Source organism: Hypericibacter adhaerens (genome assembly GCF_008728835.1).
GTDB classification, from domain to species: Bacteria; Pseudomonadota; Alphaproteobacteria; order Dongiales; family Dongiaceae; genus Hypericibacter; species Hypericibacter adhaerens.
This window is the reverse complement of the sequence record NZ_CP042582.1, coordinates 3,373,466-3,393,611: the sequence shown is the minus strand read 5'-3', so window position 1 is coordinate 3,393,611 and position 20,146 is coordinate 3,373,466. Positions and strand designations below refer to the sequence as shown.

Here is a 20,146-nt window from a genome sequence, read left to right as displayed (position 1 = left end):
GCAAATGACGCTGACCGACGCATCCAAGGCGGGTGGCTGGCGGCGCTGGCTCAAGCGGGACCGGCTCGAGAACGTCGCCTGCACGCTGATCGGCGCCGGCGTCATCATGCTGATGCAGCCGCTGGCCCTGACGCTCTTCTCCTATTCCTTCACCGTCATCCTGGCGGGCACGATCATGTTCGTGATCGTCAGCCATTTCCCGGAGTAGGGCGATGGCCGAGATCCGCATCGAGAACCTGCACCGGCGCTTCGGCGATTTCGTCGCCGTCCGGGATTCCAACCTGACGATCCGCAACGGCGATTTCTTCGTGCTGCTGGGGCCGTCGGGCTGCGGCAAGACCACGACCTTGCGCATGATCGCGGGCCTGGAGATCCCGACCTCCGGCCGGATCCTGCTCGATGGCGAGGATGTGACCTTCCTGCGCGCCTCGCACCGCGACATCGCCTTCGTGTTCCAGCTCTTCGCCCTCTACCCGCATATGAATGTCGGGCAGAACCTGGCCTTTCCGCTGAAGAGCCAGGGCACGCCGCGCGCCGAGGTCAAGGCGCGGGTGGCCGAGGTGGCGAGGCTCCTGCGCATCGAGCATCTGCTGCACTCGCCGGTGGGGCGGCTTGCCGGCGGCGACCGCCAGCGCGTGGCGCTGGGCCGGGCCATCATCCGCCGGCCCAAGGCTTTCCTGATGGACGAGCCGCTCGGCACGCTCGACGCCGAGTTCCGCGACCTGATGCGCGAGGAGCTCAGGCAGCTTCATGAGCGCATCGGCGCCACCACGGTCTATGTCACCCACGACCAGATCGAGGCCATGTCGATGGCCGACCAGATCGCGGTGATGGACAAGGGCGTGATCCTGCAGGCGGGGCCGCCCAACGAGGTCTATCGCCGCCCGGCCACCATGTTCGTGGCGGGCTTCATCGGCAGCCCGGCGATGAACTTCCTGCCCGTGACCGGGCCGGTGGCCGCGGGCGCGCAGACCATCGCCGTCAACGGCGCCCATGTGACGATGCCGAAGCTGCATGAACCATTGAACCACGATCGCGGCGTGCTGGGCGCGCGGCCGGAGCATATGGAGCTCGCGGACGCGGCCTCGTTCCGCGGCCGCGTCTTCGGCGTCGAATATCTCGGAGCGCGCCAATTGGTCACGGTGGACACCTCCGTCGGCCGGGTCAAGGTGAGGGCCGCCAACACGGGCAAGGCGAAGGCGGGCGACACGGTGGGGATCGATTTCCGGAGCGAGGCGCTGGTGCTGTTCGACGGTCGGACGGAGCGGGCGCTCGCGAGCGATCTCATGAATGGCGCCCCGGTCGAGGGCCGGAGGGCCGCCCATGGCTGAGCTCGTCCTCGCCGATGTGACCAAGCGGTTCGGTCCGGTGACCGCGGTGCGCGACCTGTCGCTGACGGTGGCGGACGGCGAGTTCGTCGTGCTGCTGGGGCCGACCGGCGCCGGCAAGACCACCACGCTGCGGCTGGTCTCGGGCCTGGAGCGCGCGGATGGCGGCAAGATCTCGATCGCCGGCATCGACGTCACGAAGCTCGAGCCTGCGGCGCGCGACGTCGCCATGGTGTTCCAGCAGTTCTCGCTTTATCCGCATTACACGGTCTACGACAATCTCGCCTTCCCGCTGCGCTCGCCCTTGCGCCGCCTGCCCGAGCCGCAGGTCGAGGAGCGGGTACGCCAGGTCGCGGCGCTCCTGCGGATCGGGCCCAAGCTCCAGAACAAGGCGACCCACCTTTCGGGCGGCGAGATGCAGCGCGTCGCCATCGGCCGCGCGCTGGTGCGCGAGCCCGCGGCCTTCCTGATGGACGAGCCGCTCTCCTCGCTCGATGCCAAGCTGCGCGCGGATCTGCGCGTCGAGATGAAGCGCATCCAGCTCGATCTCGGCGCCACCATCCTCTATGTGACGCATGACCAGGTCGAGGCCATGACCATGGCCGACCGGATCGGGGTCTTGCGCGAGGGCGAGCTGGTGCAGATCGGCACCCCGCGCCAGATCTATGCCGAGCCGGACAGCCTCTATGTGGCGAACCGCCTGGGCTCGCCGCAGATCAATGTTCTGCCGGTGGGCTCGCTCGGCATCATGGACGGGCCCGCCGGGGCTGCCACCATCGGCGTGCGGCCCGAGGATGTGGTGTTGGGGGCCGGCGGCGTCGCCGCGCGCATCCTGACCGTCGAGCCGCTGGGGGCCGAGACCGTGATCCTGCTCGAGGTGAGCGGCTCGCAAGTCCATGCCCTGGCCGGGCCGGGGCCCGCCTTGCGGCCGCATGACAACAGCACGGTGCGGGTCATCCCGGGCAGCACCCTGTTCTTCGATCGGGAGGGCCGGCGCCTGCCTTGGGCGGCGCGCAACGAACGGTCCGACCGGAGCGAGCTGCGCCATGGCACATGAATTGACCCGGCGCCTGATCGATGCGGCTGTCACGGCGATCCGCGATCATGCCGACGAGCTGACCGGCCTCGACCAGGCAATCGGCGACGGCGATCACGGCATCAACATGAAGCGCGGCTTCGATGCGATCGCGGACGCGCCCGAGCTCAAGACCCTGCCGCTCGGCGATGCGCTGCAGAAGGCGGGCATGACGCTGGTGATGAAGGTCGGCGGCGCCTCGGGGCCGCTCTTCGGCAGCCTGCTGATGGCGATGGGCAAGGCCGTGCCCGGCGATCCGACGCAGGGCGAGCAGGTCCAGGCGATGCTGGCCGAGGGCATCGCCGCGGTGAAGAAGCGCGGCAAATCGGATGCCGGCGAGAAGACGATGCTGGACGTGCTGGTCCCGGTGGGCGAGACGCTGGCCGGAGAGCTGTCACGCCATGCGTCGGCGAAGGAGACACTCGCGGGCCTGTGCCGGGCGGCCGACGCCGCCCTCGAGCGTACCCGGCCGATGAAGGCCAGCAAGGGGCGGGCCTCGTTCCTGGGCGACCGGTCGATCGGCCACCTCGACCCGGGCGCCCGTTCGAGCCAGCTTCTGATCCATGCCGTTTGCGACGCGGTCGCGGAGTCCTTGCCAGCATGAAACGTGGAGAACATACGACCGACCGGGTCGGCATCGTGGTGGTGTCGCATTCGCACGAGGTCGCCAAAGGCACGATCGACATGGTGCGCCAGATGGTCGGCAACGAGATTCCGATGGCCTTCAGCGGCGGCAATCCCGCGGGCGGGCTCGGTACCGACGTGGCCTCGATCCTGGCCGCGATCGAGAAGGCCTGGTCGCCCAAAGGCGTCGCGATCCTGGTCGATCTCGGCGGTGCGGAAAGCAACAGCGAGATGGCGATCGAGATGCTGCCGGAGGATCGCCGCGACAAGGTCGTGGTCTGCAACGCGCCGATCGTCGAGGGCGCGGTGATGGCGGCGACCGAAGCGGCCGGCGGCGGCACTCTCCAGGCCGTCCGCGCCACGGCCGAAGAACTTTCGCCCCGATGACGGTGCCGAGACCTGCCATGGCCGACGCGACCGAACGCTCCATCGTCATCACCCATCAGGTGGGCCTCCATGCCCGGCCTTCGGTGAAGCTGACCAAGCTCGCCAAGAGCTTCGATGCCGATATCCGCGTCCGCGGCGAAGGAACCGAGGACTGGGTTGATGCCAAGAGCATCGTGCGCGTCATGGGGCTGAAGCTGCGCGAGGGCACGACCATCTTCTTCAAGGCCGATGGGCCCGACGCCGCCCAGGCGCTGGATGCGCTGGTCGGCCTGGTCGAGCGCGATTTCGATGAGCATGCGGCCTGAACGTTCCTTCCCGGCCCAGGTGGCGTCCGAGGGGCTGGCCATCGGACGGATCTCGCTCAGGCGCATGCGTCGCTCGGATGCGCGCCCCAAGGGCACGCCCGAGGAGGAGATCGTGCGGCTCGAAGCCGCCGGCGCCGCGGCGTCCGCCCAGCTCGAACGGCTGATCGGCCGCGCCGAGGCCGAAGCGGCGGCGATCCTGGAATTCCAGGCGGCCCTGCTCGCGGATGACGAGCTGCTCGACCCGGTGCGGGCGCGCATCGCCCGTGGCGAGGCGGCGGACGCGGCCTGGCAGCAGGCGATGGACGGCCAGATCGCCGACTATCAGGGCGCCGAGGACGAATATTTCCGCGCCCGCGCGCTCGATCTCGCCGATCTGCGCGATCGTGTCGCCGAGCTCCTGGCGGGCGGCGGGGACGAGGCCGGGGCGCCGGCCGAGACGGGCGCCATCTATGTCGGGACCGATCTGGCGCCTTCGCGCTTTCTCGAGCTCGATTGGGACGCCTATCGCGGGGGTGCCGTGGTCAAGGGCAGCAGCGCCAGCCATGTGGCGATCCTGGCCCGTGCGCGCGGTGTGCCGCTGGTGGTGGGGCTGGCCGCCAACGAATCCATGCTGGTCGACGGCGCCGAGGCGATCCTCGATGCCGAGGCCGGGCAGCTGATCCAGGACCCCTCGGCCGAGACCCGCGCGCGCTATCTGCGCCGGGCGGCCGAGCGCGAGGCCGAGGCCAGGCGCCAGGCGAGCCATCTGGGCAAGCCCGCGCTCACCGCTGCGGGCGAGCGGGTCCTCACCTACATCAATGTGGACGATCCCCACATCCTGCCGGCGGTCGATCCGGCGAGCTGCGACGGGGTGGGGCTGACCCGCACCGAGTTCCTGTTCTCGGGCGAGGGCGGTCTGCCCGGCGAAGGGCGCCAGCTCGGCGCCTACAAGGCGCTGATGCGCTGGGCAGGAGGTCGGCCGGTCACGATCCGGACTCTCGATGCCGGCGGCGACAAGCCGATCCCGGGATTGACACCGGACGGCGAATCGAACCCATTCTTGGGCTTGCGCGGCCTGCGGCTGTCGCTGGCGCGCCCCGATGTATTCCGCGTCCAGCTCCGGGCGCTGGCGCGCGCGGCGATCGAAGGCGAACTCAAGGTCATGCTGCCCATGGTGACGCGGCCCCAGGAGCTGGATGCGACCCGCGCGATGTTCCGGCAGGTGGTGTCCGAGCTGCTGGCGGAGGGCATTCCGGCCGCCATGCCTAAGCTCGGCATGATGGTCGAGGTGCCGGCGGCGGCGCTCAACATCGCCGCCTTCGATGCCGACTTCTTCTCGATCGGCAGCAACGACCTCGTGCAATACGTGACGGCGGCGGGCCGGGACTGTGAGGCGGTGCGCGATCTCTACGATCCCCTGGAGCCGGGCGTGCTGGAGCTCATCCACCGCGTGGCCGAGCATGGCAGGTTGACGGGACGCGAGGTCAGCCTCTGCGGCGACATGGCCTCGGATCCGAAATATCTGCCGGCGCTGCTCGATGCGGGCTTGCGGGCCGTCTCGGTGGCCCCGGCGCGCCTGGCCCGCGCCAAGGCCGAGATCGCGGGCTATGGCTGACGATTCGCGCACCGGCCGAACCGCGCCCGCCCGCGAGGAGCTGGTCGCGGCCTATAAGCGCCTGCTGCAGGACTATCTCGACCGCAGGCCCTCGGGCATGCGCCTGCAGATCGCGCGCGCCATGGGCAAGCATCGCAGCTTCGTGTCCCAGATCACCAACCCGGCCTATTCGATCCCGATCCCGGCACGCCATCTCGAGACCATCTTCCGCATCTGCCATTTCTCGCCGGCCGAGCGGAAGAGCTTTCTCGCGGCCTATGGCGAGGCCCACCCCCACCAGCAGGCGGAGAAGGGGGCCGCGCGCAGGACCGCCGGTGCGCGCAAGATCGAGATCGAGCTGCCGAGCAGCGGCGACGCACGCTTCGACGACGCGGTGGAAGACATCGTCAAGCAGTTCGCGAAGCAGATCGCGAAGCTGGCGCAGAAGCGGACATAGCGCTCTCCCGGCCGCTCGACTAAACTCTCCCCGCGCGCCAGGGAGAAACCTTCATGCAGCCGCAGGAACAGCCCGTCATCGGATTCGGGAAGCTCGAGATCCGCTATCTCATGGACGGCACCGTGACCGGCGCCGGTTCCGGCATGTTCGAGCTGACCGTGCATCCGGGAGCCCGGGTGCCGCCGCCGCACAGCCACCGCAACAACGAAGAGATGGTCTATGTGCTCGAGGGCAGGCTGCGCTACCGGGTCGATGACGAGGTGCGCGACCTGGGGCCCGGCGAGCGCATGTATACCCCGCGCGGGTCGGTCCATGGCTTCGACAATCCCTTCGACCAGACGGCGCGCGCGCTCATCATCCTGACGCCCGATATCGGTGCGCAATATTTCCGCGACGTGCAGACGGCCGTCAGCGCGCCCGGCGGTCCCAACCCGGCGAAGATGATGGAAGTGATGGCCCGCTACGGTCTCACCGTCGCTCCGCCGAAGGGATGATGGCCGCGGGCGTTTCTCAAACGCCCCAGCGCAAGGCGGCGGTGCGGACCGGGTGATCCCAGAGCTTCGTGAGCTCGTCATCCAGCGCGGTCAGGGTCAGGGAGCAGCCGGCCATCTCCAGCGAGGTCGTGTAGTTGCCGACGAGCGAGCGCGCGACCTTGATGTTGCGGCCCTCGCAATAGCGCCGGGCCGCGTCATACATCAGGTAGAGCTCCATCAGCGGCGTGCCGCCGAAGCCGTTGACCAGGAGCAGGGCCGGCGCGCCGGCCTTGGGCTTGAGGTCGGTTTCGATGGCATGCATGAGCGTGTTGGCGATGGCGTCGGCGCTCTCGAGCTTGACCCGCTTGCGGCCGGGTTCGCCATGGATGCCCACGCCCATCTCGATCTCGTCCTCGCCGAGCTGGAAGGTGGGCCTGCCGGCGGCGGGCACGGTGCAGCTCGTCAGCGCCACGCCCATCGAGCGCGTCGCCTTGTTGACCCGCTCGCCCAGCGCCTTGCAGGCGGCGAGGTCGGCGCCCTTGTCGGCGGCCGCGCCCACCATCTTCTCCACCACCACCGTCCCGGCGACGCCGCGCCGGCCGGTCGTATAGGTCGAATCCTCGACCGCCACGTCGTCGTTGGTGATGACGGTCGCCTGGTCGCCGCCGATCATGTCGGCCGCCATCTCGAAATTCATCACGTCGCCGGCATAGTTCTTGACGATGAAGAGAACGCCGGCGCCGCCGTCGACCGCTTGCGCCGCCGCCGCCATCTGGTCCGGCGTGCAGGAGGTGAAGACCTGGCCGGGGCAGGCGGCGTCGAGCATGCCGCGGCCGACGAAGCCGGCATGCAGCGGCTCATGGCCCGATCCGCCGCCGGAGATGAGGGCCACCTTGCCTTTGACGGGCGCGTCGGCCCGCGCCACGAAGGTCGGCTCCATCTGCACCCGGACGATGTCGCTGTGCGCCGCGCCGAAACCGCGCAGGCTTTCCGTCAATACCCGATCGACGGCATTGATGAACTTCTTCATCGATCTTCCTCCCTGGCTTTGGCGGCTGCGGGCCTGGTTGGAGAGGGCCGGCCCGCTTGCCGGTCGAAAGACTAAACTAAACTAAACCCGGCGCCAATGGAGCCGCGGCCACGGCCAAGCTCATTCGCCCCAGCTGAGGAAAAGCCCGACATCGCCCGGCATGCCGCCCGGGAAGTCGAGGATGCGCGCGGAAAGATGGAAGCCCTGGGGCCGCAGGTTCTGATCCCACCAGAGATAGATCTCGGCCGCCTCGCCCCGCAGCGACTGGGGCCAGCCCCGTTCGCCCACATTGATCGAGCGGCCGCCGTCGCTGCAAAGCTGGCTCGGGAACCGCAACATCTGGAACTCGCTCTGGCCCCGCTCGGCGGCCTGATGGGCCTGCGTCAGGAGCCTGTGCCAGCCATCGTTCGAGAGGTGCTCGTCCAGGAGCGCCTGCATCCGCTGCTTGCGTTCGACCGCCGCGGCGCGGCGGGCTTCCTCGCGCTGATGCACCTGTTCCTGCTTGAAGTCGGCGACCAGGTGACGGAAGGAACGGGCCGTCAGCCCATCCTCCTCGGGCTTGGCGGACGGCGTGGCGGCCGGCGCTTCCGGCGCGGCGCCGTCGGGCGGACTGCCGGCCGGGCCGGGCTTGGCGATGCCGGCGGGCCGACGGCCGGCACCGGTTGCGGCCTCGCCATTCTCCGACGCGAGCGCCTTGATCAGGTCGGCGCGGCTGACGATGCCGACCATGCGGCCGTCGCGGATGACCGGCACGCGCTTGATGTGATGGCCCGCGAGCAGCCGGGCGATCTCGACGACGGACGTATCCTCGGCGACCGTCATGACGGGCGCCGACATGACGTCTCGCGCCTTGAGCGGGTTGGATCCCAGGCTTTCGAGAAAGTCGGGATGGAGCTCTTCGCCCTCGGCCAGGAGCGTCAGCCACCAGTCCCGGCGTGCCAGCCGGTCGGCGTCGCTGCGGCCCACGAGATCGCCCTCGCTGACCATGCCGACGGGCGCGCCCGTGTCGTCGACCACCGGCACGGCGCTGATGCCGTTTCGCAGCAGCCGTTGCGCGATGTCGCGGATGGGCGTGTCGGGGGCGACCGACACGACATCGGTGGTCATCACGTCGCGCGCGTTCATGGATCGTCTCCCCTGCGCCTTCGGCCCGGCCCTGTCGCCTTCGTCAAGAAACTGGGGCCGATGCCGGCAATGTCAAAGCGAGCTCGTCACCGAGCCACCGCCTCCCATCATGAAGGACCGGCAAGGGAAACGTTCAGGCCGCGAAGCGTCGCACCGGCGCGGCCGTGACGGCCGTCTCGTCATCCTCGACCTCGGAGAGATTGGCCTCCTCGGTCAGGCGGCGCAGATCGAGCACCTTGAGCCGCCGCTCCCGCAGCACCAGCACGCCGTCCTTGCGCAGGCTGGAGAGGCAGCGGCAGACCGTCTCGTTGGCGAGACCCAGGGCGTCCGCGACATGGGACAGCATCAGGGGCAGGTCGAGCGACTTCGAATCCGCCGCGAGATTCAGCCGATTGAGCCGCGTCACCAGCTCCAGGAGCAGATGCGCCACGCGCTCGCGGGCCGTCCGCCGGCCGAGGCTGGTCAGATGCTCGATGGCGCGCGCCTCGGCGCGGGCCAGCATCTGCACCAGGGCCAGCCCCATCGCCGGCTGGCGGCCGACCAGGGCGAAGAAGGATTTGCGCGAGTAGCAGGCGAAGACGCAGCCCGTCAGGGCCTCGATCCCGTAGGGCGCATTCGCCGCCTCGTTGAGGCCCACCACGTCGCCCGGCAGGGCGAAATCGACGATCTGCCGGCGACCGTCCTTGAGATCCTGATAGCGGAAGGCCCAGCCCTCGAGCAGCACATAGACGCTGTCGATCCGGTCCTCCTGGAGGAACAGGGATTCGCCGGGCTTGAGCTCGCGGCGCTGGCCCGCCTTGGCTTCCGGAAGCTGCGTCTCCAGGTCACGGCAATCGAGCGCCGGGGTGGGGCTGGCCGGGAAGGCCGCCGCGCCCGGACGATAGCCCTGAGACCGATTGGAGAACTGGCTGCTGGTGGAAATCATGACCGCCCCTCGCTGGATTGTGCTCGACGAAATCTCCAGGGCGAGGGTCTCGAAAATCAGGGGGCGGCGATATTCGGGACGGTTACGTACGTAGTTTCTACGTAGGGCCGCGAGCGCCGCCCCCCGCTTGCAGGACGCTGCGCGCCAGTGCCTAATGTACGGACAGAAAAGGAAAATTCAGTGCGCGGTGGCTTGGTCCAGCGCTTCCATCAGGCGCGGGAAATCGATCGGCTTGTCCAGGAGCGTCAGGGCGCCCAGCTCCCGGGCCTGCTGCTGCACCGTCCGGTCGGAGCGTCCGGTCATGAGGATCGTCGGATAGGAGCGCCCCTCGGCGGCCAGGTGCTCCAAGAGCTCGAACCCGCTCATGCCCGGGAGATGAAGATCCAGGACCAGGCACAAGGCGCTCTTGCCCGGCAGCCAGGCCAGGAAATCCTCGCAGGTCTCAAACGCCTTCACGGTGAAGGATTCGAGCTCCAGCAGGAGCTGGAGTGAATCCCGCACGGCTTCAGCATCGTCGATGACGCAGATGGTTTGGTTGTCGCGGGTCATGGATCTATCGCTTTCAGCGCCGCCCATGAAACACCGCCGGCTTCCGTTTCGCCTTGATCTAAGTCAGCCGGCACCGCCTCGGCCGGAGGGTGCGCGGAATCAAAGCCTATCCTTGCGGCCGCTGTCGATCCTCGCCGAAAGGCCGATCAGCTCCGAAACGCTGGTCACCCGAAGCTTCTCCATCAGCTTGGCGCGATGGATCTCGATCGTCCGGGGGCTGATATTGAGCTCGGCCGCGACCTGCTTGTTGGTCTTGCCCTCGGCCAGGCGGTCGAAAACGGAGCGTTCGCGCGGCGTCAGGCGGTCGAGCGAGGCCTGGGCCTTCGAGCGTTCCTCCTCGGCCTGGGCAGCTTGCGCGGAGGCGGCGAGCGCCTGGTCGACCAGGGCGAACAGCGTGTCGGGATCGAGCGGCTTCTCGAGGAAATCCCTGGCGCCCGCCTTCATGGCCTGTACGGCGATCGCCACCTCGCCCCGGCCGGTGATCATCAGGACCGGCAGCCGCGGCGCGATCCGCCCGATCTCTCCCAGCAGGCCGAGGCCGCCGGTACCGGGCATGTTGACGTCCAGCAGCAGGCATCCGGGAAGGGAGGGTGTCGCGACCGCGCCCAGGAACGCCTCGGCGGAGGCGAAGCTCGAGGTCCGGTGGCCGCGGGATTCGAGCAGCATGACCAGCGAGTCGCGGACGGCCTCGTCGTCATCGACGATATAGACGATGCCCTCAGGCGCCATCGTCATCGGCGTCCCGGATCGGCAGCGTCAGATGGAAGGTGGCGCCAACATCGGCGTTGCTCTCGAACCAGAGCATGCCGCCATGGCTCTCGACGATCGTGCGGCTGATCGAAAGGCCGACGCCCATGCCCTCGGCCTTGGTGGTCACGAACGGCATGAACAGGCGGTCCGCGACCTCGGGCAACACGCCGGGCCCGGTGTCGGCGACGCTGACCCGGAGATTCCGGGCATCCCGCGCCGTGGTCAGGGTCAGCTTGCGGCGCGCCACGCCCTCCATGGCATCGACGCCGTTGCGGATGAGATTGATGACGACCTGCTGGATCTGGACCTTGTCGATCGTCACCGACGGCAGCGCCGCGCCGCGCTCGAACTGGACCTCGATGTTCCGTTCCCGCATCCCGATGAAGGCGAGGGCGGAGGCCTCGTCGATGACCTGGTTGATATCGAAGGCGGCCCGTTCCGGCTCATGCCGCTGAATGAATTTCCGCAAATGCCGGATGATCTCGCCGGCCCGCATCGCCTGCCCGGACACCTTCGTCAGGATATCGGCGGCACGTTTCTGCTGTTCCGGCGATCCCTGCAGCAGCCGCTGCGCCGACAGCACGTAGTTGTTGATGGCGGTCAAGGGCTGGTTCAGCTCGTGGGCGAGGGCCGAGGCGAGGTCGCCCATGGCGCTCATGCGCGACACGTGGATCAGGTCCGCCTGCAGCTCGTGCAGCCGCCGTTCGATGGCTTGGCGCTCGGAGATGTCGCGGATCAGGCCGGCGAAGACGGGGCGGCCGTCCATCGAGGCTTCGCCGACCGCGAGCTCCATCGGAAAGGTGCTGCCGTCCTTGCGCTTGCCGACGACGATGCGCCCGATGCCCAGGATCCGCTTCTCGCCCGTCTTCAGGTAGCGCGAGAGATAGCCGTCATGCTGCTCGCGATAGGGCGCCGGCATCAGGATCTTGACGTTCTGGCCGATCACCTCTTCCGCACGGTAGCCGAACATGCGCTCAGCCGCGGGGTTGAAGAAATCGATGATGCCGTCGCGATCGATGGTGATGATGGCGTCGGGGACGGCATTGACGATGGATTGCAGCCGGGGGGCTTGCTCTTCGCTCATGCCGTTCGGTCTTCCGGATCGCCTTCCGGCGGCATCGCTCTTGTCATCGGCTGCGCCCGTGTTTGGAATGAGCCACCCTCACTCGCTCCAGTCGGTGAGGGCCCTGAAGTAACACGATATATTTGTGGAGAATATCGGTAGCATGGGGCCTGAGACAATCCGGTGACTGTCGTCCATGCCTTCGCCGCGCGCATGGACACATTATCTTTAGGGTCTTTGGCCGCCCGATCATCGCCGGATAGTCTCATCGCCGGACGAACAGGGCGACTCTCCGACGACGCGTCCCGTTGAAAGCAAGCTGGAGACCGAGGGCATGGATCTGACACTGACGCCGGAGCTGGCCGCCATTCAGGCGACCGCACGCGGCTTTGCGACGGAGCGGCTGGCGCCGCAAGCCGCGCGTTGGGACGAGGAGAAGGTCTTTCCGGAGGCCGAGCTCCGGGAAGCGGCCTCGCTCGGCCTCGCCGCCATCTATGTGGCCGAAGACGTGGGCGGCTCGGCGCTGAACCGGCTGGCGGCGGCGCTGATCTTCGAGGAGCTCGCGGCCGGCTGCACCACCACGGCAGCCTTCCTCTCGATCCACAACATGGCGAGCTGGATGATCGACCGCTTCGGCTCGTCCGAGCAGCGCCGACGCTACCTGCCCGACATGTGCCGGATGGCGAAGATCGCGAGCTACTGCCTGACCGAGCCCGGCTCGGGATCGGATGCCGCCGCCCTCAAGACCCGCGCCGAGCGCCAGGGCGATCATTACATCCTCAACGGCACGAAGGCCTTCATCTCCGGCGGCGGGCGCTCGGACCTCTATGTCTGCATGGTGCGGACCGGCGCCGAGGGGCCGAAGGGGATCTCCTGCCTGGTGATCGAGAAGGGCACGCCCGGCCTTTCCTTCGGCAAGCAGGAGCGCAAGCTGGGCTGGAACGCACAGCCCACCGCGATGGTGATCTTCGAGAACGCCCGCGTGCCGGTTGCCAATCGGCTGGGTGAGGAGGGGCAGGGCTTCAGCATCGCCATGGGCGGGCTCGATGGCGGCCGCATCAATATCGGCGCCTGCTCGCTGGGGGCCGCCCGCGCCTGTCTCGAGCTGGCGCGCGAGCATGTCGCGACCCGCAAGCAGTTCGGCCATCCGTTGAACGAGTTCCAGTCGGTGCAGTTCAAGCTCGCCGACATGGCGACCGAGCTCGAGGCGGCGCGGCTCATGATCCGAGGGGCCGCGGCCAGGCTCGATGCCAAGGATCCCGAGGCCACGGCCTATTGCGCGATGGCCAAGCGCTTCGCCACCGACGCGGGCTTCGCCATCTGCAACGAGGCGCTGCAGCTCCATGGCGGCTATGGCTATCTCAAGGACTATCCGGTCGAGCGCTTCCTGCGCGACGCCCGGGTCCATCAGATCCTGGAGGGTACCAACGAGATCATGCGTGTGATCGTCGCGCGGCGCCTGATGGCCGGCATGGCGCTCGCATGAATATGACCCAGTCGGACGTCGTCCTGTCGCGCGAGGGCCGGCTCGGCCGGATTCTCCTCAACCGGCCCAAAGCGCTCAACGCGCTCAATCACGGCATGTCGCTGGCCATCGAGGCGGCGCTGCGCGAATGGTCGGAGGACAAGGAGGTGGCCGCCATCGTGATCCGCCAGGCCGGCGAGCGCGCCTTCTGCGCGGGCGGCGACGTGCGGCAATTCACGGAGAAGGGGCCCGCCTTCATGCGCCAATATTGGCGCGACGAATATCGGCTCAATGCGCTGATCCGGCACTATCCCAAGCCCTATATCGCGCTCGTGGACGGCATCGTCATGGGCGGCGGCGTGGGAGTCTCCGCCCATGGCAGCCATCGCATCGTCAGCGAGCATGTCGCCTTCGCCATGCCGGAGACGGCGATCGGGCTGGTGCCCGACGTGGGTGCCTCCTATCTGCTGCCGCGCATGCCGGGCGAGATCGGCCTCTATCTCGGCCTCACCGGCGCGCGGCTGGGTGCCGCCGATTCCGTGGCCGTGGGCTTCGGCACCCATCATGTGAAGCGCGCCGGGCTGGACGCGCTCGAGGCCGGGCTGGCCCATGGCGGCGATCCGATCGAGCGCGTGATCGGGCATCATGCGCAGGATCCGGGGCCGGCCCCGATCCTGGAGCAGCGCGCCGAGATCGACCGGCATTTCGGCCAGCCGAGCCTGGGGGCGGTGATGGCGAGCCTTGCGGCCGACCCGGGCGCCTTCGCCCAGTCGGTGCTCGCGACCTTGTCGACCCGATCGCCGACCTCGATGGCGCTCACCTTCCGCCTGTTGCGCGAAGGACGCCGGCAGGCGTTCGAGGACTGCATCCGCAGGGAGTGGGGCATCGTGAGCCGGATGGACGAACATTCCGATTTCGCGGAAGGCGTGCGCGCGCTGCTGGTCGACAAGGACAACCGGCCGCGCTGGAATCCGCCCCATCTCGATCAGGTGCGGGAAGACGTCATCACCCGCTATTTCGAGCCCGCCGAGGGCCCGCCGCTCGATCTCGGCTGACGATCGGACCAGGGAGCAAACCATGACCAGCATCGGCTTCATCGGCACCGGCAATATGGGCGGCCCCATGGCCCGCAATCTGCTGAAGGCGGGCTTCAAGCTCAGCGCCTACGACGTCAATGCGGATTCGCTGAAGAGCGTCGTCGCGGCCGGTGCCGAGGCGGCGGCTTCCCCCAACGACGCGGCCGCGGCCAGCGATGTCGTCATCACCATGCTGCCGGCGGGTCAGCATGTGGCGAGCGTCTATCTGGGCGATACCGGCATCATCGCGGCCGTGAGGCCCGATACCTTGCTGATCGACTGCTCCACCATCGATGTGAAGACCGCGCGCGACGTGGCGCGGGCGGCGCAGAACAACGGCAAGCAGGTGCTGGATGCCCCGGTCTCGGGCGGCACGGGCGGGGCCGAGGCGGCGACCTTGACCTTCATGGTGGGGGGCTCTTCCACCGCCTTCGAGCGCGCGAGGCCGATCCTCGAGAAAATGGGCCGGACCATCATCCATACCGGCGGCGCCGGCACCGGCCAGGCCGCCAAGATCTGCAACAACATGATTCTCGGCATCTCGATGATCGCGGTCGGCGAGGCCTTCGTGCTGGCCGAGAAGCTCGGGCTCGAGGCGCAGCGGCTGTTCGACGTCGCGTCCAAATCCTCGGGCCAATGCTGGTCGCTCACCAGCTATTGTCCGGTGCCGGGGCCGGTGCCGACCTCGCCCGCCAATCGCGACTACAAGCCCGGCTTCGCCGCCGAGCTGATGCTCAAGGATCTGCTGCTGTCGCAGGCGGCAGCGCAGCAGACCACCGTCGATACCGCGCTCGGTCAGCATGCGGCCAATCTCTACGAGTCCTTCGTCAAGGCGGGCAACGGCGGCGCGGACTTCTCCGGCATCATCAAGATGATTCGCGAGCAGCGCCGCTGACGCGGCGGGTTGCTGCAACCAGGGCCCGGGGTTTCCCTGCCTCTCTCGGGCGTTTAGAATCGCGATTCGACAGACGAGCCGGATTCGCGCCCGCGACGGGATCGCGAATCTGCCGCCCGCGACGGTGAAGGGAAGATTTCCCACAATGGCCGCAAACCAGCCGATCCGGTCCACGGGGCGTTATCTGATCGTCGGTCTCCTGACCGCGGCACCCCTGACCGTGACCTGGCTCATCCTGCAGTTCCTCTTCGACAACCTCTCGCGGGTCGGCCGGCCCTGGGCCAACGCCCTGGCGCTGGGCCTGAGCCAGCGCTACCCGTTCCTGTCGAGCTGGCTGTTGGATTCCGGCGTGCAGTCGGTGGCCGCCATCGTGATCGTCCTGCTCTTCCTCTATCTGCTGGGCTGGGCGGCGACCAGGGTCTTCGGCCGGCGGATCATCCATCTCTTCGAGGCGCTGATCGGGCGGATCCCCTTTGTCGAGACCATCTATCGCAGCATCAAGCGGCTCCTGACCGTGATCGACCAGAGCGGCGCCAAGGGACAGCAGGTGGTGCTGATCGATTTCCCTTCGCCGGACATGAAGGCGGTGGGATTGGTGACCCGGATCATCCGCGATATCGACAGCGGCGAGGAGCTGGCGGCGGTCTATGTGCCGACCTCGCCCAACCCGACCTCGGGCTATGTCGAGATCGTGCCGGTCAAGGACATCATCTTCACCGACTGGACCGTGGACCAGGCCATGGCCTTCATCGTCACCGGCGGCACGACCTCGCCGGACAATGTGCATTATCGCCGGCGCGGAGCCCCTCCCGTTGCCCGGCAATCGTCCTGACGCCGCCTGCAAGGAACGCCCATGGCAGGACTGTCCTCGCCGGTCTCGATGATCCGGGATTTCCTCAGGCTCGAGGCGGCCGGCGGGATCATTCTCGTCATGACGGCGGCGCTCGCGATGATCATCGCCAACTCGCCGCTGAGCGGCCTCTACGACACGCTGCTGGGCCTGCCAGTCGTGGTGCAATTCGGGGCGCTGATCATCGCCAAGCCGCTGCTGCTCTGGATCAATGACGGGCTGATGGCGATCTTCTTCCTGCTGGTCGGGCTGGAGATCAAGCGGGAGCTGGTGGTCGGGGAATTGTCCAGTTGGGATCGGGCTTCGTTGCCCGGTTACTGCGCGTTGGGTGGGATGGCTTTCCCGGCGCTGATCTTCTATCTGCTCAACGCGCATGATCCCGTGGCGCTGCGCGGCTGGGCCATTCCCACGGCGACCGATATCGCTTTCGCCATGGGCGTGCTCTCGCTGCTGGGGCCGCGCGTGCCGGCGGCGCTCAAGATCTTCCTGCTCGCCCTGGCGATCATCGACGATCTGGGGGCGATCATCATCATCGCCGTGTTCTATACCGCCAATCTTTCCTACGCCTCCCTCGGGCTCGCGGGCCTCGGCATCCTCGGCTTGCTGGCGCTCAATCGCCTCGGCATTCGGCGCCTCGCGCCCTATCTGCTGCTGGGCGTCTTCATCTGGGTCTGCGATCTCAAGTCCGGCGTCCATGCGACCCTGGCGGGCGTGACCGTCGCCATCTTCATCCCGATCCGGCCGCCGCGCCGCGGCGAGGAGGCGGAATCGCCGCTGGAACGGCTCGAGCATATGCTGCTGCCCTGGGTCAGCTTCGGGATCATGCCGATCTTCGCCTTTGCCAATGCCGGCGTCTCCTTCGCCGGCATCTCGATGGGCAGCCTCGTGGAGCCGTTCTCGCTGGGGATCGCGCTCGGACTCTTTCTCGGCAAGCAGATCGGTATCTTCGGGGTCGGCTGGATCGCCGTCAAAATCGGCCTCTGCCGCCGGCCGGAAGGCCTGACCTGGGGCGCGTTCTACGGCGTGTCGATGCTGGCCGGGATCGGCTTCACCATGAGCCTCTTCATCGGCTCGCTCGCCTTCGAGGATCTGGAGCATGCGACCGCGATCCGCCTCGGCGTCTTCGCGGGCTCCCTGCTGTCGGCGATCGTGGGCTACCTCTGGCTACGCCTGCTGAGCGCGCGCATGCCGCCGGTCGCGGCCTGAGACTCTCTCCCTAAAAGCCGGATTGCCGGTGCCGGCCGGGCTGCTTAATCTTGGGCGCGGGCGAGGGGGGCCCGTCATCATGGCATCGTCGAAACATCGCGGCTTCCAGGCCGCCGCTTTTCTCCTGGGCGGGGCGTTGCTGTCGGCGCTCGCGGCCTGCACCGCGACGCCGGGGCCTCCGTCCTCGCCGGAATTCACCCAGGCCGACCTCGACCATAACGGCGTGGTGACGCAGGAGGAGTGGATGAAGGCGGGTCTCGACGCCTTCGACGCGCTCGATACCGATCACAACGGCACATTGACCAGCGCCGAGATCGAGGCCGAGCGCCAGACCCTCGACCGGAACCATGACGGGACCGTGGCCTCGAGCGAGGTGTCGCAGGCGGTCAGCGCCTATGACACCAACCAGGACGGGAGCATCAGCCAGGACGAGTTCCGCGACGGGCTGATCCACGACCTCGGCGGCCCGCGCGGCGCCACCAGCGTCGAGCGCGACCAGGTGGTCGAGGAGCTCAACCGCCGCTTCAAGCAGGCCGACACCCAGGGCAGCGGCCAGGTGAGCGACGGGACCCTCCTGCATTTCGTGCTGTTCCAGTTCTGAACCGGCTCGGTGGCGGGGCGGCCCCGCGCCGGCATCTCGGGCGCCCCCGAAAGCTCGCCCGGAGGGCCTGCGACACCCCGCCAGAACCGCAGAAATGCGTGGAAAAATTGACAAAGGGGAGGGGACCCCCTATGACGGCACCGGCATACGCCGTGGCCCCTTCCGGGGCAAACCTCTCGTCGTGCGGAGGGGTGGCCGAGTGGCTGAAGGCGGCGGTTTGCTAAACCGTTATAGGGCCCTAAAGCCCTATCGTGGGTTCGAATCCCATCCCCTCCGCCACCTTATTTACCTTTGTCGCGCCCGGGCGCGATGTTCCCCAAGACGCTGAAACGGCTTTCCGGCCAGTGCCTACGAAGTAGGCATTTTCTCCGGCCGCAGGCTCATGGCCGCTCCGAAGCCTCGCGCAAACGCGGGCACAAGGTTTGCCGCTCTTAACAAGGGCCGGCATTTGGCGTAGCAAATGGAACCCACAGTCCGGCGGTGCGATCCGAGGGGGAAACCCGCCGCCGGCTCAGGGGGCCCAGCCCTGGGGGATTGAATGGACAAGTTGACGCCATTGGCGATCGCGTTGGCGCTCGCCGAGCCGGTGCTGGCCGCGCCGACCCCTGTTGCCGCGAGCGAAGCCTTCTTCAAGGCCGTCTCGTCATTCGACCCCTCTTATCTCCAGACACGCATCTATTACCGGCCGTCGGGCCCGCTGACCTCGGCGACGCACTGGAAGGCCGGCGGCTTCATCCGCCGGATCGCGCGGCGCGGCTGGGAGGGAAGCTCGGCCTTCAACTATATCTGCTTCGACTGCAACCCGCTGCTGGGTGCGATCCGCGAAGGCCGCACCCGCTATCGCTTCACCGATTTCGCGAGCCGCGACGACCGCGCCTACGGCGACTACTGGGATGCCATGAGCGAGGCGGGCATGCATGACGCGCTCTGCTCGACCGCCTACGGCCCCGACCGGAAGGTCGCCTCGCTTCACCTCGGCTTCCCGCACGACAGCTTCGCGCCCGACGAGGTGGCGGCGATCCAGATGGCCGGCCTGATGCTGACGGAACGCATCATGGAGATCGGCGAGCCGCCGGCGGTCGAGGGCGGCAGCCTGCTCACCCCGCGCGAGCGCGATTGCCTGGCCTATGTCGCCGAAGGCAAATCGGACTGGGAGATCGCCAAGATCCTGGGCATTTCGCAGGTGACCGCGAAGTTCCATGTCGACAATGCCCGCCGCAAGCTGGGCGCCGTCAATCGTGCCCATGCGGTGGCGCGCTTCGTCAGCTGGGGGATGATGGATCCCGGCCTGGCCGCGGAAAGGTCGCGTCGCACGCATCCTAGAACGCGATCCTGAAACCGGCTTGCGCGGCATGGCTGGTCGCGGCGGCTGTTCGCGCGCATGATCCTCGGCTTCGCCCCGTCGCGAGAGCGGCGCCGTCGCCGTGCGCCGTCGATGCTGCCATGCAGCCCTCCACGCAATCCCCCCGTCGAGGCCGAATCCGTCAGCGCCGGCCCCGATTCAGTCGACCCGATTGTCTATGAGAGCCACCCCCCGTCTACCTGTCGGAACAGAGAGGTAACCGACGCCGTTGTCGCGGGACCGGGGCCGCAGGCTTTGCAGAAGGCCGAGGAGGGGGCGGCACCGGGAGGGGTTTGCGGAACTTTTAATGTCGCCGATCGGCGCGAGCCTTCTATTCTTGCCGATGACACCGAAAGCAGGAGATCGTCCGATGAGGAACTCGTCGATCCGCTTCATCTTCGGCCCGCTGTTGCGATCTGGCTTGGCAGCGGTTCTGTTGCTGGTCGCGAGCCAGGCGTGGGCCGACGACGCGCCGCCGGCGCGGATTCGCGGCACGATCAAATCCGTCGCCGCCGACACCCTGACGGTCGAGACCAACGGCGGCACGGTTCTCGACGTGGCGCTCGACGGGAAGACCTCCGTGCATGCGATCACGCTCGGCACCGTCGAGGAGATCCAGCCGGGCCGCTACATCGGCGTCACGGCCGTGCCGCAGGGGGACGGGACGCTGAAGGCGCTCGAGGTGCATGTCTTTCCGCCGGACATGGCGGGGACCGGCGACGGGCATCGGCCCTGGGATCTGGCGCCCGACAGCAGCATGACCAACGGCCTTGTCGGCGAGCTCGCGACCAGCAACGGCCGCATGATCACGGTCAAATACAAGGATGGCCAGCAACAGGTCGCGATCCCCGACGGCATGCCGGTCGTGAATATCGAGCCCGGCGACCGCTCGCTCCTGACGCCGGGCACGCATGTCATGATCTTCGCGCAGAAGAATGCGGACGGGACGCTCGTCGCCCGCTTCATCTCGGCGGGCAAGAACGGCGTCAAGCCGCCGATGTGACCGGACGGGGCGCGATCGTGCCGTTGCGTCCTTGTCGGCTCGAT

Annotated in this window: 23 protein-coding genes and 1 tRNA gene; 18 read left to right on the top strand and 6 right to left on the bottom strand. The window is 68.0% G+C overall.

Annotated elements, in window-relative coordinates:
• Positions 1–4 precede the first annotated feature (4 nt).
• The 9 genes from FRZ61_RS14950 to FRZ61_RS14910 are packed head-to-tail and all read left to right on the top strand — an operon-like array spanning position 5 to position 6,243.
• The gene (locus FRZ61_RS14950) at positions 5–208 is read left to right on the top strand and encodes a hypothetical protein (RefSeq protein WP_151118490.1); all 204 of its coding nucleotides are present in this window, start codon (positions 5–7) and stop codon (positions 206–208) included.
• 4 nt (positions 209–212) lie between these two features.
• A complete protein-coding gene (locus tag FRZ61_RS14945; RefSeq protein WP_151118489.1) occupies positions 213–1,331 on the top strand; it encodes an ABC transporter ATP-binding protein in 1,119 nt (372 codons plus the stop codon).
• A complete protein-coding gene (locus tag FRZ61_RS14940) occupies positions 1,324–2,385 on the top strand; it encodes an ABC transporter ATP-binding protein (protein WP_151118488.1) in 1,062 nt (353 codons plus the stop codon). Before FRZ61_RS14945 ends, FRZ61_RS14940 begins: the two co-directional genes overlap by 8 nt.
• Complete coding sequence (dhaL, locus tag FRZ61_RS14935) at positions 2,375–3,007, top strand: dihydroxyacetone kinase subunit DhaL (protein ID WP_151118487.1); 633 nt, start codon at positions 2,375–2,377, stop codon at positions 3,005–3,007. Before FRZ61_RS14940 ends, dhaL begins: the two co-directional genes overlap by 11 nt.
• On the top strand, positions 3,004–3,414 hold the full coding sequence (dhaM, locus tag FRZ61_RS14930) for a dihydroxyacetone kinase phosphoryl donor subunit DhaM (RefSeq protein WP_151118486.1): 411 nt from the start codon (positions 3,004–3,006) through the stop codon (positions 3,412–3,414). Before dhaL ends, dhaM begins: the two co-directional genes overlap by 4 nt.
• Before the next feature lie 17 nt (positions 3,415–3,431).
• The gene (locus FRZ61_RS14925; RefSeq protein WP_151118485.1) at positions 3,432–3,719 is read left to right on the top strand and encodes an HPr family phosphocarrier protein; all 288 of its coding nucleotides are present in this window, start codon (positions 3,432–3,434) and stop codon (positions 3,717–3,719) included.
• A complete protein-coding gene (ptsP, locus tag FRZ61_RS14920; RefSeq protein ID WP_225308819.1) occupies positions 3,703–5,313 on the top strand; it encodes a phosphoenolpyruvate--protein phosphotransferase in 1,611 nt (536 codons plus the stop codon). The genes FRZ61_RS14925 and ptsP overlap by 17 nt, the downstream gene beginning before the upstream one ends.
• On the top strand, positions 5,306–5,749 hold the full coding sequence (locus FRZ61_RS14915) for a hypothetical protein (RefSeq protein ID WP_151118484.1): 444 nt from the start codon (positions 5,306–5,308) through the stop codon (positions 5,747–5,749). Before ptsP ends, FRZ61_RS14915 begins: the two co-directional genes overlap by 8 nt.
• A 53-nt stretch (positions 5,750–5,802) precedes the next feature.
• Entirely contained in the window at positions 5,803–6,243 is a 441-nt protein-coding gene (locus tag FRZ61_RS14910; protein WP_151118483.1) for a cupin domain-containing protein, read from the top strand.
• Between the two features lie 16 nt (positions 6,244–6,259).
• On the opposite strand, the gene dhaK is transcribed toward FRZ61_RS14910, so the two are convergent.
• The 6 genes from dhaK to FRZ61_RS14880 form a co-directional block, all read right to left on the bottom strand.
• Complete coding sequence (dhaK, locus tag FRZ61_RS14905; protein WP_151118482.1) at positions 6,260–7,252, bottom strand: dihydroxyacetone kinase subunit DhaK; 993 nt, start codon at positions 7,250–7,252, stop codon at positions 6,260–6,262.
• A gap of 120 nt (positions 7,253–7,372) precedes the next feature.
• Positions 7,373–8,377 (bottom strand): CBS domain-containing protein, encoded by a 1,005-nt coding sequence (locus FRZ61_RS14900; RefSeq protein WP_151118481.1) that lies wholly within the window; start codon positions 8,375–8,377, stop codon positions 7,373–7,375.
• 133 nt (positions 8,378–8,510) lie between these two features.
• Positions 8,511–9,302, bottom strand: a complete 792-nt coding sequence (locus FRZ61_RS14895) for a Crp/Fnr family transcriptional regulator (RefSeq protein WP_151118480.1) — start codon at positions 9,300–9,302, stop codon at positions 8,511–8,513.
• 177 nt (positions 9,303–9,479) lie between these two features.
• Positions 9,480–9,851 (bottom strand): response regulator transcription factor, encoded by a 372-nt coding sequence (locus FRZ61_RS14890; RefSeq protein WP_191909033.1) that lies wholly within the window; start codon positions 9,849–9,851, stop codon positions 9,480–9,482.
• A 99-nt stretch (positions 9,852–9,950) separates the two neighbouring features.
• Positions 9,951–10,586, bottom strand: coding sequence for a response regulator transcription factor (locus FRZ61_RS14885; protein WP_151118478.1), 636 nt, complete (start codon positions 10,584–10,586; stop codon positions 9,951–9,953).
• Positions 10,570–11,685, bottom strand: a complete 1,116-nt coding sequence (locus tag FRZ61_RS14880; protein WP_151118477.1) for a PAS domain-containing sensor histidine kinase — start codon at positions 11,683–11,685, stop codon at positions 10,570–10,572. Before FRZ61_RS14880 ends, FRZ61_RS14885 begins: the two co-directional genes overlap by 17 nt.
• Before the next feature lie 313 nt (positions 11,686–11,998).
• Between FRZ61_RS14880 and FRZ61_RS14875 the strand changes: the two genes are divergently transcribed.
• From FRZ61_RS14875 to FRZ61_RS14835, 9 genes are all read left to right on the top strand, one after another.
• Positions 11,999–13,150, top strand: a complete 1,152-nt coding sequence (locus tag FRZ61_RS14875; RefSeq protein ID WP_151118476.1) for an acyl-CoA dehydrogenase family protein — start codon at positions 11,999–12,001, stop codon at positions 13,148–13,150.
• A complete protein-coding gene (locus tag FRZ61_RS14870; RefSeq protein ID WP_151118475.1) occupies positions 13,147–14,184 on the top strand; it encodes an enoyl-CoA hydratase/isomerase family protein in 1,038 nt (345 codons plus the stop codon). Before FRZ61_RS14875 ends, FRZ61_RS14870 begins: the two co-directional genes overlap by 4 nt.
• Positions 14,185–14,206: 22 nt before the next feature.
• Positions 14,207–15,100, top strand: coding sequence for a 3-hydroxyisobutyrate dehydrogenase (gene mmsB / locus FRZ61_RS14865; protein ID WP_151118474.1), 894 nt, complete (start codon positions 14,207–14,209; stop codon positions 15,098–15,100).
• Between the two features lie 145 nt (positions 15,101–15,245).
• A complete protein-coding gene (locus FRZ61_RS14860) occupies positions 15,246–15,932 on the top strand; it encodes a DUF502 domain-containing protein (RefSeq protein WP_151118473.1) in 687 nt (228 codons plus the stop codon).
• A 21-nt stretch (positions 15,933–15,953) separates the two neighbouring features.
• Positions 15,954–17,156, top strand: coding sequence for a Na+/H+ antiporter NhaA (gene nhaA, locus FRZ61_RS14855; RefSeq protein ID WP_225308818.1), 1,203 nt, complete (start codon positions 15,954–15,956; stop codon positions 17,154–17,156).
• Between the two features lie 79 nt (positions 17,157–17,235).
• Positions 17,236–17,757, top strand: a complete 522-nt coding sequence (locus FRZ61_RS14850) for an EF-hand domain-containing protein (protein WP_151118472.1) — start codon at positions 17,236–17,238, stop codon at positions 17,755–17,757.
• A gap of 185 nt (positions 17,758–17,942) precedes the next feature.
• Positions 17,943–18,036: transfer RNA gene (locus FRZ61_RS14845), tRNA-Ser, on the top strand.
• Between the two features lie 259 nt (positions 18,037–18,295).
• Positions 18,296–19,093 (top strand): helix-turn-helix transcriptional regulator, encoded by a 798-nt coding sequence (locus FRZ61_RS26635; protein WP_151118471.1) that lies wholly within the window; start codon positions 18,296–18,298, stop codon positions 19,091–19,093.
• Between the two features lie 376 nt (positions 19,094–19,469).
• Positions 19,470–20,102, top strand: a complete 633-nt coding sequence (locus FRZ61_RS14835; RefSeq protein ID WP_225308817.1) for a DUF5666 domain-containing protein — start codon at positions 19,470–19,472, stop codon at positions 20,100–20,102.
• Positions 20,103–20,146: the final 44 nt, after the last annotated feature.

What these genes read in the sequence shown, in the direction of transcription:
- FRZ61_RS14950 (WP_151118490.1), top strand. Translation starts at nt 5, where the DNA reads ATGACGCTGACCGACGCATCCAAGGCGGGTGGCTGGCGGCGCTGGCTC.
- FRZ61_RS14860 (WP_151118473.1), top strand. Translation starts at nt 15,246, where the DNA reads ATGGCCGCAAACCAGCCGATCCGGTCCACGGGGCGTTATCTGATCGTC.
- FRZ61_RS14880 (WP_151118477.1), bottom strand. Translation starts at nt 11,685, where the DNA reads ATGAGCGAAGAGCAAGCCCCCCGGCTGCAATCCATCGTCAATGCCGTC.
- FRZ61_RS14940 (WP_151118488.1), top strand. Translation starts at nt 1,324, where the DNA reads ATGGCTGAGCTCGTCCTCGCCGATGTGACCAAGCGGTTCGGTCCGGTG.
- dhaL (WP_151118487.1), top strand. Translation starts at nt 2,375, where the DNA reads ATGGCACATGAATTGACCCGGCGCCTGATCGATGCGGCTGTCACGGCG.
- FRZ61_RS14900 (WP_151118481.1), bottom strand. Translation starts at nt 8,377, where the DNA reads ATGAACGCGCGCGACGTGATGACCACCGATGTCGTGTCGGTCGCCCCC.
- FRZ61_RS14925 (WP_151118485.1), top strand. Translation starts at nt 3,432, where the DNA reads ATGGCCGACGCGACCGAACGCTCCATCGTCATCACCCATCAGGTGGGC.
- ptsP (WP_225308819.1), top strand. Translation starts at nt 3,703, where the DNA reads ATGAGCATGCGGCCTGAACGTTCCTTCCCGGCCCAGGTGGCGTCCGAG.
- FRZ61_RS14870 (WP_151118475.1), top strand. Translation starts at nt 13,147, where the DNA reads ATGAATATGACCCAGTCGGACGTCGTCCTGTCGCGCGAGGGCCGGCTC.
- FRZ61_RS14895 (WP_151118480.1), bottom strand. Translation starts at nt 9,302, where the DNA reads ATGATTTCCACCAGCAGCCAGTTCTCCAATCGGTCTCAGGGCTATCGT.
- dhaM (WP_151118486.1), top strand. Translation starts at nt 3,004, where the DNA reads ATGAAACGTGGAGAACATACGACCGACCGGGTCGGCATCGTGGTGGTG.
- FRZ61_RS14835 (WP_225308817.1), top strand. Translation starts at nt 19,470, where the DNA reads ATGAGGAACTCGTCGATCCGCTTCATCTTCGGCCCGCTGTTGCGATCT.
- FRZ61_RS26635 (WP_151118471.1), top strand. Translation starts at nt 18,296, where the DNA reads ATGGACAAGTTGACGCCATTGGCGATCGCGTTGGCGCTCGCCGAGCCG.
- FRZ61_RS14910 (WP_151118483.1), top strand. Translation starts at nt 5,803, where the DNA reads ATGCAGCCGCAGGAACAGCCCGTCATCGGATTCGGGAAGCTCGAGATC.
- dhaK (WP_151118482.1), bottom strand. Translation starts at nt 7,252, where the DNA reads ATGAAGAAGTTCATCAATGCCGTCGATCGGGTATTGACGGAAAGCCTG.
- FRZ61_RS14945 (WP_151118489.1), top strand. Translation starts at nt 213, where the DNA reads ATGGCCGAGATCCGCATCGAGAACCTGCACCGGCGCTTCGGCGATTTC.
- FRZ61_RS14875 (WP_151118476.1), top strand. Translation starts at nt 11,999, where the DNA reads ATGGATCTGACACTGACGCCGGAGCTGGCCGCCATTCAGGCGACCGCA.
- FRZ61_RS14850 (WP_151118472.1), top strand. Translation starts at nt 17,236, where the DNA reads ATGGCATCGTCGAAACATCGCGGCTTCCAGGCCGCCGCTTTTCTCCTG.
- FRZ61_RS14890 (WP_191909033.1), bottom strand. Translation starts at nt 9,851, where the DNA reads ATGACCCGCGACAACCAAACCATCTGCGTCATCGACGATGCTGAAGCC.
- FRZ61_RS14915 (WP_151118484.1), top strand. Translation starts at nt 5,306, where the DNA reads ATGGCTGACGATTCGCGCACCGGCCGAACCGCGCCCGCCCGCGAGGAG.
- FRZ61_RS14885 (WP_151118478.1), bottom strand. Translation starts at nt 10,586, where the DNA reads ATGACGATGGCGCCTGAGGGCATCGTCTATATCGTCGATGACGACGAG.
- mmsB (WP_151118474.1), top strand. Translation starts at nt 14,207, where the DNA reads ATGACCAGCATCGGCTTCATCGGCACCGGCAATATGGGCGGCCCCATG.
- nhaA (WP_225308818.1), top strand. Translation starts at nt 15,954, where the DNA reads ATGGCAGGACTGTCCTCGCCGGTCTCGATGATCCGGGATTTCCTCAGG.